The organism is Pseudarthrobacter sp. 05T312, assembly GCF_056396685.1.
The window spans coordinates 809233-823137 of sequence record NZ_JBFTLY010000001.1; the positions used below are offsets into that span (position 1 = coordinate 809233).

General features: G+C 65.6%; 13 protein-coding genes. 7 read left to right on the plus strand and 6 right to left on the minus strand.

The features are described 5' to 3' along the window. Positions 1 to 3: 3 nt before the first annotated feature. Positions 4 to 552 (minus strand): DoxX family membrane protein, encoded by a 549-nt coding sequence (locus tag AC1DIP_RS03990; RefSeq protein WP_476211684.1) that lies wholly within the window; start codon positions 550 to 552, stop codon positions 4 to 6. 237 nt (positions 553 to 789) lie between these two features. Here AC1DIP_RS03990 and AC1DIP_RS03995 point away from each other — a divergent pair, with 237 nt between their 5' ends. Both AC1DIP_RS03995 and rsrA read left to right on the plus strand, forming a co-directional pair. Then, on the plus strand, positions 790 to 1602 hold the full coding sequence (locus AC1DIP_RS03995) for a sigma-70 family RNA polymerase sigma factor (protein WP_476211907.1): 813 nt from the start codon (positions 790 to 792) through the stop codon (positions 1600 to 1602). Then, on the plus strand, positions 1599 to 1859 hold the full coding sequence (rsrA, locus tag AC1DIP_RS04000) for a mycothiol system anti-sigma-R factor (protein ID WP_141160023.1): 261 nt from the start codon (positions 1599 to 1601) through the stop codon (positions 1857 to 1859). The genes AC1DIP_RS03995 and rsrA overlap by 4 nt, the downstream gene beginning before the upstream one ends. Before the next feature lie 100 nt (positions 1860 to 1959). Here rsrA and AC1DIP_RS04005 read toward each other — a convergent pair whose 3' ends face one another. The 4 genes from AC1DIP_RS04005 to AC1DIP_RS04020 all read right to left on the minus strand — a co-directional run bounded on the left by AC1DIP_RS04005 (position 1960) and on the right by AC1DIP_RS04020 (position 7685). Then, a complete protein-coding gene (locus AC1DIP_RS04005) occupies positions 1960 to 2034 on the minus strand; it encodes a 50S ribosomal protein bL37 (RefSeq protein WP_369299106.1) in 75 nt (24 codons plus the stop codon). Between the two features lie 162 nt (positions 2035 to 2196). Then, positions 2197 to 3030 (minus strand): DUF4097 family beta strand repeat-containing protein, encoded by an 834-nt coding sequence (locus AC1DIP_RS04010; RefSeq protein WP_477732921.1) that lies wholly within the window; start codon positions 3028 to 3030, stop codon positions 2197 to 2199. A gap of 85 nt (positions 3031 to 3115) precedes the next feature. After that, on the minus strand, positions 3116 to 3715 hold the full coding sequence (locus tag AC1DIP_RS04015; protein ID WP_141160025.1) for a GDSL-type esterase/lipase family protein: 600 nt from the start codon (positions 3713 to 3715) through the stop codon (positions 3116 to 3118). 154 nt (positions 3716 to 3869) lie between these two features. Beyond that, positions 3870 to 7685 (minus strand): multifunctional oxoglutarate decarboxylase/oxoglutarate dehydrogenase thiamine pyrophosphate-binding subunit/dihydrolipoyllysine-residue succinyltransferase subunit, encoded by a 3816-nt coding sequence (locus AC1DIP_RS04020; RefSeq protein ID WP_477732922.1) that lies wholly within the window; start codon positions 7683 to 7685, stop codon positions 3870 to 3872. Between the two features lie 545 nt (positions 7686 to 8230). On the opposite strand from AC1DIP_RS04020, the gene AC1DIP_RS04025 reads away from it, so the two are divergent. The 5 genes from AC1DIP_RS04025 (at position 8231) to AC1DIP_RS04045 (ending at position 13463) form a co-directional block, all read left to right on the plus strand. Beyond that, the gene (locus tag AC1DIP_RS04025; protein ID WP_476211681.1) at positions 8231 to 9565 is read left to right on the plus strand and encodes a CNNM domain-containing protein; all 1335 of its coding nucleotides are present in this window, start codon (positions 8231 to 8233) and stop codon (positions 9563 to 9565) included. Beyond that, complete coding sequence (locus AC1DIP_RS04030) at positions 9562 to 10632, plus strand: CNNM domain-containing protein (RefSeq protein WP_476211680.1); 1071 nt, start codon at positions 9562 to 9564, stop codon at positions 10630 to 10632. Before AC1DIP_RS04025 ends, AC1DIP_RS04030 begins: the two co-directional genes overlap by 4 nt. 145 nt (positions 10633 to 10777) lie before the next feature. Further along, positions 10778 to 11764 carry a metal ABC transporter solute-binding protein, Zn/Mn family gene (locus AC1DIP_RS04035; RefSeq protein ID WP_476211679.1) on the plus strand — a complete coding sequence of 329 codons (987 nt, stop codon included), beginning with the start codon at positions 10778 to 10780 and terminating at the stop codon, positions 11762 to 11764. After that, positions 11761 to 12579, plus strand: a complete 819-nt coding sequence (locus AC1DIP_RS04040) for a metal ABC transporter ATP-binding protein (RefSeq protein ID WP_477732923.1) — start codon at positions 11761 to 11763, stop codon at positions 12577 to 12579. Before AC1DIP_RS04035 ends, AC1DIP_RS04040 begins: the two co-directional genes overlap by 4 nt. Continuing rightward, the gene (locus tag AC1DIP_RS04045) at positions 12579 to 13463 is read left to right on the plus strand and encodes a metal ABC transporter permease (RefSeq protein WP_476211677.1); all 885 of its coding nucleotides are present in this window, start codon (positions 12579 to 12581) and stop codon (positions 13461 to 13463) included. The genes AC1DIP_RS04040 and AC1DIP_RS04045 overlap by 1 nt, the downstream gene beginning before the upstream one ends. Here AC1DIP_RS04045 and AC1DIP_RS04050 read toward each other — a convergent pair. After that, entirely contained in the window at positions 13441 to 13902 is a 462-nt protein-coding gene (locus AC1DIP_RS04050) for a transcriptional repressor (protein ID WP_476211676.1), read from the minus strand. The genes AC1DIP_RS04045 and AC1DIP_RS04050 overlap by 23 nt on opposite strands. Positions 13903 to 13905: the final 3 nt, after the last annotated feature.

Sequence of the window (13905 nt, forward strand, 5' to 3'; positions counted from 1 at the left end):
TGCCTAGGCTCCCGCGGCGTTTTCGACGGCGCGGCGTACAGCCTTGTCCGCCTTGTTCAGCTTCTTGGTGGTGGTCCTGCGGGCGTCGGCGGCCAGGTGCGAGGCGTTCCGTCGCGCGTCGGCGGCAAGGTGCTCGGCGCGCCAGGCCAGCCCGGGCTTGCCGGCCGTATCCACGGAGGCGAGCAGGGCACCCCCGCTCAGGGAAAGGTTCTTGAGCAGCTGGTTCCTGCGGTTTTCGCGCCCCTCCTTGCTGCTGATGTCCGCGCTGCGCCATTCCACAAAGGTGTTCAGGAGGGAGACGACGGTGAGCAGGCCGGCGGAGAGCCGGGAAAACTTGCCAAGGCCGAACAGGACACCGGCGCCCACCTGGGTACCGCCGATGACGCGGGCCAGGGTCTTCTCGCTCGTCTGGAAGGGAAGCGAGGCTGCAGCCTTGCGCAGAAGCGGCGAGAGCTGCTGGGCGGTGTCATCGGAGTTCTTGAGCTTGTCCAGTCCGGCAAGAACAAAACTGGAGGCGAGCATAGGCCTGGCGAGCGTGCGGACAAAGGACATGGATTTCCTCCTGGATGGACGAGCCGCGGCGAGCGGCGGAGTCGGTCCTAGTCTTGCACTTTTGGGGAATATTTGCCCGCGGGAGGCGGTTATGTCGACTGGGTCCGCGAGGCGGGCCCTGGCGATCATTCACCCGATACAGAGCGGAGTTGGGCCTTGCGGAAGGTGTTGGACGGAACCAGGCAGGCGGGACCGGTGGAAGTGGACAAGCTTGCCGCCGAGCCGCCGGAGTACGGCATGCCCCCGGCGGCCCGCCTGACAGTAGACTTGAAGGCAATGAGTACCCTGGATCCGGCCGTCGCGGCCATGTATGAGGCGTCCCCCGGCGAAGTGAACGGCAGGGCAGGCGCAGCGCCGCTTCCCGCCGGCCAGGCAGCGGCCGAATCACCGGCCCCGGCGGGGGATGCTGAGGACAGCACCCTGGACGTTTCCGCAGAGACGGTGGAACAGCGTCGCCTGCGCTTTGAGCGTGACGCCATGCAGTACGTAGACCAGCTCTACTCCGCTGCGATGCGGATGGCGCGTAACCCGTCCGACGCGGAGGACCTCGTCCAGGAGGCCTACACCAAGGCTTTTTCGGCCTTCCACCAATACAAGCCGGGCACGAACCTCAAAGCGTGGCTCTACCGGATCCTGACGAATACGTACATCAACCTGTACCGCAAGCGGCAGCGCGAGCCGCTGCAGTCGAATTCGGACACCATCGAGGACTGGCAATTGGCCCGGGCCGAGTCGCACACGTCGAGCGGACTGCGTTCGGCCGAGGCAGAAGCACTGGACCACCTTCCGGATTCGGACGTCAAGCGGGCGCTCCAGGACATCCCGGAAGAGTTCCGGCTGGCGGTCTACTTCGCTGATGTGGAGGGCTTCGCCTACAAGGAAATCTCAGACATCATGAATACGCCCATCGGCACTGTGATGTCCCGGCTCCACCGCGGCCGGCGAATGTTGCGGGACATGCTCGCGGAGTACGCCGCCGAGCGAGGATTCAAAACGGCCGCTGATGCGTCGGATGCGGCAGGAAGCAAAACACAGGAGAACAGGAAATGAGCGACTGCCAGGGATTGGGCGACTGCGACGATACCCGGATGCAACGCATCTATGAGTACCTCGACGGGGCACTGACCCGCGAGGATATTACCGAAATCAAGAACCATCTCGATGACTGCCCTGAATGCACGGAGCAGTACGACCTCGAATGCGTCATCCGCAACATGGTCAAGCGTTCCTGCAAGGAGTCCGCCCCGGACAACCTGAAGAACGCAATCCTGGACCGGATCCACGCCATCCGTCCCGTCGAGGCGTAGTACCGACGCCCCTGCCCGCCAGGGCCGCAAACAGCAAAGGACCCCGGAAGCCGATTGGCTTGCGGGGTCCTTCGCTTGAACCGTAGTTCCTGGCATGTGCCTAGGTGTTGGGGCGCTTCCCGTGGTTCGCGCCGCCACGCTTACGGTCACGACGCTTGCGTGCACGCTTGCTCATAGCTGGCCTCCTTAATGTTGTACTCAAAAGAGCTGCCCTCAAGTCTCCCACATGATCCGGCGCCCCGCGAACCGGGAAACATCGGATGACCTGCGGCAGGGCCGCCCGAGCGCTTTCATCGACCCTGCCGGGGCACGGGTAGGATGTGCGGCCCGCGGGGCCTCAGCGTTCCGCGTCCCCCTCGGTGCCAACGGGGCCCGGAGCGTGCATGATGGTGGTCTTGCCGGACAGCGAATTGGTCCGGACGAGCATCAACTGCATGTCAGGGCCTGCAATGGTTTCCACCTTGCCGTTGGTGGGGAGGCACTGGCTGCCGTCCAGGATGACCGCACCGCCCGCGGACTTCGCCACGATGTCAACGCCAACGTCCGCAGGCAGGGTTATGGCCAGGTCTCCGGACACGGAATTGGAGCCGAAATCCTGGGTGTAACCGAGCAGGTTGAATTCCAGGTGCCCGCTGACGGTATTGGTGCGCACGTGCGTGAAATGGCCGGAGGCGGTGACCTCGCCGGAGATGCTTTTGGCAGTCAGGACGCCCTGGTGGTTCCTGACTGACACCTGGCCACTGACGGTATTGACCTGCAGCTCTCCCGAGGTGTTCTCCGCCGTGACCGCACCGGAGACGGTGTTGAGCCGGACGAGGGCAGAAATGCCGGACGCCAGGCCCCCGCCGCTCACCGTCCCGGCTTCCACTTCCACTCCACGGGGAATTGCCACCGTGACCGCCACGGAATTGTCGCTGTTGTGGTTGACCGTCTCCATGAGGTTCTTGAACCAGCCCTGGGCGCCGTGAAGTTGGTGCCGCACTTCCAGCCGGCCACCGTTCAGGGACACCGCCACGGGGTCACCATGGACCTCGGAGAACTGGAGCCGGACCGAGGGGTCGTCGTGTTCGGTGATGGTGAAGCTGCCCCTGACCAGGCCCAGCTTCAGCGATGTCACGGCGTCGACGTCAATGCTCTGCGGGCCTGTGACGGTCCAGTTGCCTCCGGGCATGGTCCCCTCCAAAAAGCGACATATCGCGTTGATCCTCCAACGTAGCGCCGCCGGGCGGAAGGGTCAAAAACAGGTCCAGAAAGGGCTACTGGGGGGCGTCCATGCCCAGCCACTGGAACCAGCCGCGGTGCAGTACCAGCCAGGCCATGAGGCCGTACCCTGCCTGCCCGGGCGTGCCTCCGTTTGCCGCCAGGTCCTGGCGCCACTGCTCGTGGTTGAGCAGGGGGGAGAAGGTGTCGACGTAGAGGTGCTTGCGGCGCGTGGTCACATCCGCGAAGGCCGTGTTCAGTTCGTCCAGCCGGCGGTTCTGCGCGGGGTCGAGCGTTGGGGGAGGACCCACAACGAACACCTCGATACGGTTCTGGGAAGCCGAGTCCAGGATGTTGGCCAGGTTCAGGCGGCTCCTCGCAGTGGACAGGCCGAACTCGATGTCACGCCCCGATAGGCCGATCACCAGCCGGTTCTCCGCCTGCGGGCTGAAGCGCCTCCCGGCCTCGTCCAGCCACCGTGCAGCCAAACCTTCAGTACCTTCCTGCGGGCAGGGGAGGGCGTAGCTTTCCAGCAGCATGCCGTCCTGGGGAGTGCGGGCCAGGACGCGGCCCAGCCAGCCAAGGGCCCGGGGATCGCCCAGTCCGGCCAGCAGTTCGTCTCCTACAGCTGCGATCCGCAGCTTCCTGTCTTCCACGCGTTCCTCTTTACTTCGGTACGGGTTACTTCGATGTGGCCGCGGCCATCGTCGCCGCCGCTGTGCGGTGGCTCGGGGAGGCGCTGTCAGTCCATTAAACAGAACTGCCCGGCCGGAGTCTGGTATTTCGACTCCGGCCGGGCAGCCTTACTGCTTACTTCCGGGCAAATGCCTGCTTCAGGAGGACATCCTGCTCGGCGGCGTGGCGCTTCATGGAACCGGCTGCCGTGGAGGCCGAGGCCGGCCGCGATACCAGGCGAACGCGGCGGTCGAGCGCTTCGGGCAGGTGCAGGCCCATGAACGGCCAGGGTCCCTGGTTGGCGGGCTCATCCTGGGCCCAGACCACTTCGGCGTTGGGGTACTTGGCAAGCTCCGCTTCGATCTCGGCGTGCGGCAGCGGGTAAAGCTGCTCCACGCGGACGATCGCAGTGGTCTTGTCGCCGGTCTTCTGCCGCGTGGACAGGAGATCGTAGTACAGGCGGCCGGAGACCAGAAGTACGCGTTCGACGGCGGTGGCCGGCAACTGCTCGTGGTCACCGATGACAGGGCGGAACGTGCCGTTGGTGAAGTCCTCGACGGAGGAAGCGGCCGCCTTCAGGCGCAGGAGCTGCTTGGGCGTGAAGATGATCAGCGGCTTGCGCGGACGGCTGTACGCCTGGCGGCGCAGCAGGTGGAAGTGCGAGGCCGCCGTGGTCGGGTTGGCCACGATCATGTTGTCCTCTGCACACAGCTGCAGGAACCGCTCGATCCTCGCAGAGGAGTGGTCCGGGCCCTGCCCTTCGTAGCCGTGGGGGAGCATCAGGACCAGCGAGGAGCGCTGTCCCCACTTCTGCTCGGCCGAGGAGATGAATTCGTCGATGATGGTCTGCGCACCGTTGACGAAGTCACCGAACTGGGCTTCCCAGAGGACCAGGGCGTCCGGGCGTTCCACGGAGTAGCCGTATTCGAAGCCCATGGCGGCGTATTCGGACAGCAGCGAGTCGTAGATCCACAGCTTGGCCTGGTCGTCCGAAAGGTTGCCCAGGGGCAGCCATTCCTTGCCGTTGGCGCGGTCGTGGAAGACGGCGTGGCGCTGCACGAAGGTGCCGCGCCGCGAGTCCTGGCCGGCGATGCGCACGGGGACGCCTTCCATGATCAGCGAACCAAAGGCCGCGATCTCGCCGAAGCCCCAGTCGATGCCGCCTTCGCGGGACATCTGTTCGCGCTTGTCCAGCAGCTGCTTGAGCTTGGGGTGGACCGTGAAGCCCTCGGGGATCTCGACGTGCGCCTTGCCGATGCGGGCCAGGGTCTCGGCGCTGATGGCCGTTGAGGCCGGAGCGCTGACGCTGGAATCGGACTGCTGGGCCTTGGGCCGTTCGATATCGGACACGGCGGCGGAGTCCGCGGTGACGATCGGGATGGGTGACGTCTGCGCAGCGTGCGTCTCGGCAAAGACCCGCTCCAGCCGTTCCTGGTAGTCGCGGAGCAGCTGCTCGGCTTCTTCCTCGGTGATGTCGCCACGGCCAATGAGGGACTCGGTGTACAGCTTGCGGACGGAGCGCTTGGCTTCGATCAGGTTGTACATCAGCGGCTGGGTCATCGAGGGGTCGTCGCCCTCGTTGTGGCCGCGGCGGCGGTAGCACACCATGTCGATGACAACGTCCTTGTGGAAGCGCTGCCGGAACTCGTAGGCCAGCTGCCCGATGCGGACAACAGCCTCGGGGTCGTCGCCGTTCACATGGAACACCGGCGCCTGGATCATCTTGGCCACGTCCGTGGAGTACGTGGAGGACCGCGACGATGACGGGGCGGTGGTGAAGCCCACCTGGTTGTTGACCACGATGTGGATGGTTCCACCCGTGCGGTAGCCGCGTAGCTGGGACAGGTTGAGGGTTTCAGCCACAACGCCCTGGCCGGCGAAGGCGGCGTCGCCGTGGACCATGATGGGCAGGACGGGGAACGATTCGCCCTGGTCCAGCCGGTCCTGCTTGGCGCGGACGATGCCTTCGAGGACGGAGTCCACTGCTTCAAGGTGCGACGGGTTGGCGGCGAGGTAGACCTTGGTCTCCTTGCCGTTGTCCGACGTGAAGGTGCCTTCGGTGCCCAGGTGGTACTTGACGTCGCCCGAGCCCTGGACGGAGCGCGGATCCTGGGTGCCCTCGAATTCGCGGAACACCTGGGCGTAGGTCTTGCCGGCGATGTTCGTCAGGACGTTGAGGCGGCCGCGGTGGGCCATGCCGATTGCGACCTCGTCCAGGCCGTCGTCGGCGGCGTCGGACATGATGGCGTCCAGCAGCGGGATCAGCGATTCCCCGCCCTCGAGGGAGAAGCGCTTCTGGCCCACGAACTTGGTCTGCAGGAAGGTCTCGAAGGCCTCCGCCGCGTTCAGCTTGGAGACGATCCGTAGCTGTTCCTCGCGGCTGGGCTTGGAGTAGGCGTGCTCCAGCTGGTCCTGGAACCACTTGCGCTCGGCAGGCTCCTGGATGTGCATGTACTCGATGCCCGTGGTGCGGCAGTAGGCATCACGCAGGACGCCAAGGATGTCGCGGAACTTCAGCATCGGCTTGCCGCCGAACCCGCCGGTGGGCCATTCACGGTCCAGGTCCCAGAGGGTCAGGCCGTAGGTGAGGACGTCGAGGTCGGGGTGCTTGCGCTGGACGTACTCCAGCGGGTCGGTGTCCGCCATGAGGTGGCCGCGCACGCGGAACGAGTGGATCAGCTGCTGGATCCGGGCCACCTTGTTGATCTCGTCGGCCGGATCCACCTGCAGGTCGGGGCTCCAGCGGACAGGCTCGTAGGGGATCCGGAGAGCTTCGAAGATCTCGTCGTAGAAGTTCTGCGCGCCCAGCAGCAGCTGGTGGACCAGCTTGAGGAACTCGCCGCTGCCCGCACCCTGGATGACGCGGTGGTCGTAGGTCGAGGTGAGGGTCAGGACCTTGCTGATGGCGTTCTGGGCGATGATCTTTTCGCTGGCGCCCTGGAATTCTGCGGGGTAGTCAAGGGCGCCGACGCCGATGATCGCAGCCTGGCCCTTGGAAAGGCGCGGTACCGAGTGCACGGTGCCGATGCCGCCCGGGTTGGTCAGGGACACTGTGGTGCCCTGGTGGTCCTCGGCGGTGAGCTTGCCGTTGCGCGCCCGCTTGATCAGGTCCTCGTAGGTGTGCCAGAACTCGGCGAAGTTGAGGGTCTCGGCCTTCTTGATGTTCGGGACCATGAGCAGCCGGGTGCCGTCGGGCTTGGGCATGTCGATGGCGATGCCGAAGTTGACGTGGGCGGGCTGGACCGCGACGGGCTTGCCGTCCACCTCGTCGTAGTACACGTTCATGGACGGGAACTGGGACAGGGCCCGGATCACGGCGTAGCCGATGAGGTGCGTGAAGGAAACCTTGCCGCCGCGGGCACGGGCGAGGTTGGAGTTGATGACCACCCGGTTGTCGATGAGGAGCTTGGCGGGGATAGCCCGGACGCTGGTGGCGGTGGGCACCTGCAGGCTGGTGACCATGTTGGTGGCGATGGCCTTTGCCGGTCCACGAAGGACGGAGACGACGTCTTCCTCGGGCGCGGTGGGCGCCTTGACGTTCTTGGGCAGCTGGGCCGGAATGGGCTGCGAACCGGTGCCGGCCTCAGTCTTCTTGCCGCCGTCGCGCGCTTCCGTGGCGGGGGCCTTCTTGACAGGGGCGGGGGCTGCTGCCGGTGCGGCAGGCGCCGGGGCAGCGGCGGCGGCCGGCGCAGCGGGGGCCGGGGCCGGCGACGATGCCGGCGCGGCGGGAGCCTGCTTTACGACGGGGAGTTCCCGGGTGGGAGGGTTGGCGACATGCGCGGAATTTCCATTGGAAGAAGAACCGTTGCCCGAGTCGAAGGATTCAAACAGCGGCCACCACTTGGCATCCACGGCGTTCTTGTCCTGCTGGTACTGCTCGTACAGTTCGTCCACGAGCCACTCGTTTCCGCCAAATTCCTCTGGTAGACGGTGGCTTGGCTGCTCTGGCACTTGAAATACGCCTCTTCCATGAGTTTGATTTCTCTTTGGCCCCCCGGTGCTTCAGCACTACGTTCGAACCAGTCTCTGTCCGCTGAACCCGGACCTCTGCAAGTCTAGTGAGCATTCCGTGTTAACTGCCAATAAGGGTGACTCAAATCATGAAGTGACGAACCAAGGCCCAAATGTGGCGGCCGGCGGGGCGTGCAGGACAGGCGTCGGAGGGGTCTTCGGGGCAGGCGGAATGGGCGCTTCCGGCCCTTTTCGCGGCGCCCGGCCGGGGGTCGCTCCTGTAGACTGAAACTCTTATGGACAGTAAATCTAGGTGCCGGCCTGGGCGCTGTCAGCGGAGCTCGAAGAGCAGCGCCGCGCAGTCCGCCCCCAGAGCCGGCAAACCCCGACAACGCGCCCATCACCAGCCCACGGCCCAGCTTGCCGCAACCCGCACGGACCAGGCGTCGGTATCCGCCGATCATCCTCCGCCGGGACGAAACAGTCTTTCCACCCCAAGGCCGGCCACGTTTCCGGCGACCTCCCCGCCCCAGGCGGGATGCTGAATGGAGTGGCTCCTTCTTGCAGCAGGCCTGCTGCTGATCGCCGGCACCGGATTCTTCGTGGCCGTCGAGTTCTCCCTCATCGCCCTGGACCAGGCCACTGTCCAGCGCGCCATTGACGACGGCGACACGGGCGCGGTGCCTTTGCTCACCTGCCTCAAGTCCCTGTCAACCCAGCTGTCCAGCTGCCAGCTTGGCATCACGCTGACCACTCTGCTCACCGGCTATGTCATGGAACCCTCGGTGGGCCGGCTCCTTCGGGCGCCGCTGGGCGCCGTCGGGCTTCCCGACGTCGCCGTGGAATCCGTGTCCCTGATCCTGGCCATGGTGGTGGCAACGCTGCTGTCCATGCTCCTGGGCGAGCTGGTGCCGAAAAACATGGCCATCGCCCTCGCGTTTCCCGTAGGCCGGGCGCTGGCCGGCCCCCAGCTTGTTTTCACCACCATCTTCAAGCCGGCCATCCTGGTGCTCAACGGATTCTCCAACAAGGTGCTGCACGTCTTCGGGCTGGAAGCCAAAGAGGAGATTTCCGGGGCACGGACGCCGGCGGAGCTGGCCTCGCTGGTCCGCAGGTCCGCCGCCATGGGAACGCTCGACGCGGGGACGGCGAACTTCATTGCCCGCACCCTGAATTTCTCCACCCGGACGGCTGCGGACGTCATGACGCCCCGGATCAGGCTGGAGACGATCGACGCCGACCAGCCCGTCTCCGACATCGTGGATGCTGCCCGCAGGACCGGCTACTCGCGCTTCCCCGTCATCGGCGAGTCGGCTGATGACATCCGCGGCCTGGTCCACGTCAAGAAGGCGGTGGCCGTTCCCTGGGACCGCCGGCAGAACCTTGAAGCGGGCGCCATCATGACAGAGGTGCTCCGCGTGCCCGAAACCATCCATCTGGACGCACTGCTGGCTGAGCTGCGGGAGGGAAACCTGCAGCTTGCCGTCGTGCTGGACGAATACGGGGGAACCGCCGGCATCGCCACCCTGGAGGACCTGGTGGAGGAAATTGTCGGCGAAGTGGCGGACGAACACGACAAAGTCCGCCCGGGGCTCCTGCAAAGCGCCTCCGGAGACTGGTACTTCCCGGGGCTCCTGCGTCCCGATGAATTGTCCGAACAGATTCCCGGCCTCAGCGTTCCCGACGAAGCCGCCTATGAAACCGTGGGCGGCTACGTCATGAGCAAGCTCGGCAGGATCGGGGCCGTGGGCGACACTGTCCCGGTGAACGGCGGCACGCTCAGCGTTACCAGGATGGACGGCCGCAGGATCGACCGCATCTGTTTCCATCCCGCCGGCGAACCCGCTGCGCAGGACACCGACGCCGGGAGCAAGCCATGAGCGACTGGGCGGGAATACTGTGGCTGGGCGTCCTTCTGCTGGGCAACGCCTTCTTCGTGGCGGCCGAGTTCGCCATCATGTCCGCGCGGCGCAGCCAGATCGAACCCCTGGCCGATACCGGCTCGAAGCGCGCCCAGACCACCCTGCGCGCCATGGAAAACGTGTCCCTGATGCTGGCCTGTGCACAGCTGGGCATCACGGTCTGTTCGCTGCTGATCCTGCTGGTGGCCGAGCCTGCCATCCACCACCTGCTGGCCGTCCCCATCGAAACGGTGGGCCTGCCCGCGGAAGCGGCTGATGTTGCAGCCTTCGCCGTGGCCCTGATGCTGGTGACCTTCCTGCACGTCACCTTCGGCGAAATGGTCCCCAAGAACATCTCGGTGTCCGTGGCGGACAAGGCAGCACTCTTCCTCGCGCCACCGCTGCTGTTCATCTCACGGCTGGTGCATCCCGTGATCTCGGTCCTGAACTGGTCAGCCAACCACATCCTCAAACTGATGCGGATCGAACCCAAGGACGAAGTCACCTCCTCCTTCACCCTCGAGGAGGTCCAGTCGATCGTCCAGGAATCCACCCGCCACGGGCTGGTGGACGACGACGCGGGCCTCATTACCGGAGCGCTCGAGTTCTCGGAGCACACCGCGGAGGACATCATGGTCCCGATCGGAAACCTGGTCATGCTGGGCGCCTCCACCACGCCCGTGGAGTTCGAGAAGGCCGTGAGCCGTACGGGTTTCTCCCGGTTCCCCATGCTGGATGATGAGGACATGCTGTACGGCTACCTCCATGTCAAGGACGTGCTGTCCATCCCGGAGTCCGCCTACGAGCTGCCCATCGCGGAGAGCCGCGTCCGGTCGCTGGCAAACCTCGCGCTGGGCGACGAGATCGAAAACGCCATGTCCGTCATGCAGCGAACGGGTTCCCACCTGGCGCGCGTGATTGGGCCGGACGGCACGACCCGCGGGGTCCTGTTCCTCGAGGACGTGATCGAGCAACTGGTCGGCGAAATCCGGGATGCAACGCAGGCCACCGGCATCCGCCGGCTGGGACAGCCGAACGGCAACTGAGGTTCGGGGCATCCCTGCCGTCAGGCAAGGGGTGCCCCGACTCGGGCCGGGCAGAAGCGGTCATTGAACCTAAATAGGAATCATTCGCATTTAGGTATAGGCTGGCAGTGTTGTCCTCCCCATCCTGCGTGAACTGAGGTTTTCCGTGCGCCGTCCAGCCGCTGCCAGCTCTTTCGTTGCCGCCCTCGCGGGTTTAGGCCTCCTGCTCAGTGCCTGCAGCCCCCAGCCCCCGCAAACCGCTGACCCGGCACAGGGGATCGCTGTGGTGGCGTCGACCAACGTCTACGGTGACATCGCCCGGACCATCGGCGGGGACAAGGTCAAGGTGACCGCCATCATCAACAATGCAGGCCAGGATCCGCACTCCTACGAGGCAACCGCCCAGGACCGGCTGGCGGTGTCCAAAGCCAGGCTTGTCATTGAAAACGGCGGGGGATACGACGACTTCATCCACACCCTGGTGGAGGCCAGCAAGCTCGACACCGCCTCGGTGCTGACCGCCGTCGACGTTTCCGGCCTTGCCCATCCCGACGACACCGCCACGTCAGCGCAGCCGGCCGCTACGGCCGCCACCGGCGCGCACGATGGCCACGACCACGGTGACCTCAACGAGCACGTCTGGTACAGCCTTCCTGCGATGGAGCGGCTGGCAGACGGCATCGCCGGCAAGCTTGCCGCCCTGGACCCCGGCTCTGCCGCAACCTTCACCGCCAACGCGGACGCCTTCAAGTCTTCCCTGTCTGCCCTGCACGGCCAGCTCGATGCCATGAAGGCCTCCCGCGGCGGGGGCAAGGTGGCAGTCACCGAGCCGGTACCGCTGTACCTGCTGGCGGACGCCGGGCTGGACAACGCGACGCCTGCGCAGTACACGGCGGCCATTGAGGAGGGCGCCGACGTTCCTCCCGCCATCCTGAAGGAAGCCACGGACCTGGTGGGATCCAAAGCAGTCCGCCTGCTGGCCTACAACGCCCAGACGGAGGGTCCCCAGACCGAAGCGCTGAAGAAAGCAGCAGAGAACGCCGGAGTCCCCGTCGTGGACTTCACCGAGACGCTGCCCGAAGGCAAGACCTACCTGCAGTGGATGACGGACAATGTGAACAACATCGGCAAGGTTCTGGAGACAAACAGGTGAAATCCGTCGTCAGCCTCAAAGGGGCGTGCCTCAAGTTCGGCCAGCGCACGCTCTGGGAGGACCTCGACCTCGACATCAGGCCCGGCGAGTTCTTCGCCGTGCTGGGCCCCAACGGCAGTGGCAAGACCAGCTTCCTGAAGGTCCTGCTGGGCCTGCAGAAGCTGCACGCGGGCGAAGCGGCACTGGGCGGACGCCCCGTGGAGCGCGGCAGCAGCCTGATCGGCTACATACCCCAGCAGAAAGCCTTTGCCCCCGACACGCCCATGCGGGCCCGGGACCTGGTGGCACTCGGAGTGGACGGCCACCGCTGGGGTATCCGGCTCTCGTCGGCCAAGACCAACCGGCAGGTGGACCAGCTCCTTGAGCTTGTGGGAGCCTCCGACTACGCCAACGTCCCGGTAGGACAGCTTTCCGGCGGCGAGCAGCAGCGGCTTCGCGTGGCGCAGGCCCTGGCCACCGATCCCCAGGTTTTGCTCTGCGACGAGCCGCTGCTGTCCCTGGACCTGCACCACCAGCAGGCAGTGAGCGCCCTGATCAGCAAGCAAAGCCGGGAACACAACAGCGCCGTCGTTTTCGTTACCCACGAAATCAATCCGATCATCGAATACGTGGACCGGGTCCTCTACCTGGCGGGGGGACGGTTCCGCGTCGGGGCGCCCGACGAGGTCATGACCACCGAAGTCCTCTCCGACCTCTATGGCAGCCACGTGGAGGTGATCCGCGCCAACGGCCGGCTCGTCGTGGTCGGCCTGCCCGATGCCACCACCCACCACCACCACGCGGAGGCGGACACGATGGCAGGGGAGGTGGCGTAATGGACGCCGACAGCATCCTGGGGGCCATCTTCAACTTCGACAACTACGGCGAACTGCTGGTCCTGGTCCAGAACTCCATCTGGGCGGGGGCCATCCTGGGGCTCCTTGGCGGGCTGGTGGGCACTTTCGTGATGAAGCGTGACCTTGCCTTCGCCGTCCACGGCATCTCCGAGCTCTCCTTCGCGGGAGCTGCGTTCGCCCTGCTGGTCGGGGCGGACGTGGTCTTCGGCTCGCTGGTGGGGTCCGTGGCGGCCGCGCTGCTGCTGGGGCTGATGGGGGTCCGGGCACGGGACAAGAACTCAATCATCGGGGTCATCATGCCGTTCGGGCTGGGCCTGGGAATCCTGTTCCTGTCCCTGTACCAGGGCCGCGCCGCGAACAAGTTCGGCCTGCTGACCGGGCAAATCGTCTCCGTGGACACAGTCCAGCTGCAGGCACTCGCCGGGACGGCCGTCGTCGTCATGCTTGTGCTGGTGGCCATCTGGCGTCCGCTGAACTTCGCCAGCGTGGATCCCGAACTCGCCGAGGCCCGGGGAGTACCCGTCCGCAGCCTGGCGATCGTGTTCATGATCATCCTGGGCGTCAGCGTGGCCCTGTCCATCCAGGTGGTGGGCGCCCTGCTGGTGCTCGCCCTGCTCATCACTCCTGCGGCCGCTGCGCTCCGGGTCACTTCCTCCCCGGCGGTGGCGGTGGTCCTCAGCGTGGTCTTCGCCGTGTCCGCGACGGTGGGTGGAATCCTGCTGGCCCTTGGCGGCCGGATTCCCATCAGCCCCTATGTCACCACGTTGTCGTTCCTGATCTATGTGGTGTGCCGCACCATCGGATCCCTGCGCGAGGCCCGCGGCCTCAACGGGCGTGTGCTTACAGCTTCCCGGCAGCCTTAAGGACGGTGCAGTCCGGGCACAGCCCAAAAATTTCCACGGTGTGGTCCACTTCAGTAAATCCGTGCTCGGCAGCGGTGCGCACAGCCCACGTCTCTACGGCAGGGGCTTCGACTTCAACCGCTTTTCCGCAGTTCCTGCACAGCAGGTGGTGGTGGTGTGCGGTCACCGCACAGCGACGGTAGACAGCCTCGCCGTCTCCGTTGCGCAGCACGTCGACAAGGCCCTCATCCGCGAGGGACTGCAGGATCCGGTACGCAGTGGCGAGTGAAACGGACACGCCCTGGTTCTGCAGGATCCGGTAGAGCTCCTGCGTGCTGACAAAGTCATCCAGGCGGTCCAGGGCAGCACTGACGGCTTTGCGCTGCTTGGTGACTCGCTGTTCCTTGCCGCCTCCCGCCGGGGACGGGGCGGCGGAATCAGCCTTGACGCCGTTCGGCATGGA

Bases quoted from the DNA above. Each gene is read 5' to 3' on its own strand.
- AC1DIP_RS03990 (WP_476211684.1), bottom strand. From the start codon at position 552: ATGTCCTTTGTCCGCACGCTCGCCAGGCCTATGCTCGCCTCCAGTTTT.
- AC1DIP_RS03995 (WP_476211907.1), top strand. From the start codon at position 790: ATGCCCCCGGCGGCCCGCCTGACAGTAGACTTGAAGGCAATGAGTACC.
- rsrA (WP_141160023.1), top strand. From the start codon at position 1,599: ATGAGCGACTGCCAGGGATTGGGCGACTGCGACGATACCCGGATGCAA.
- AC1DIP_RS04010 (WP_477732921.1), bottom strand. From the start codon at position 3,030: ATGCCCGGAGGCAACTGGACCGTCACAGGCCCGCAGAGCATTGACGTC.
- AC1DIP_RS04025 (WP_476211681.1), top strand. From the start codon at position 8,231: ATGGAGTGGCTCCTTCTTGCAGCAGGCCTGCTGCTGATCGCCGGCACC.
- AC1DIP_RS04030 (WP_476211680.1), top strand. From the start codon at position 9,562: ATGAGCGACTGGGCGGGAATACTGTGGCTGGGCGTCCTTCTGCTGGGC.
- AC1DIP_RS04045 (WP_476211677.1), top strand. From the start codon at position 12,579: ATGGACGCCGACAGCATCCTGGGGGCCATCTTCAACTTCGACAACTAC.
- AC1DIP_RS04050 (WP_476211676.1), bottom strand. From the start codon at position 13,902: ATGCCGAACGGCGTCAAGGCTGATTCCGCCGCCCCGTCCCCGGCGGGA.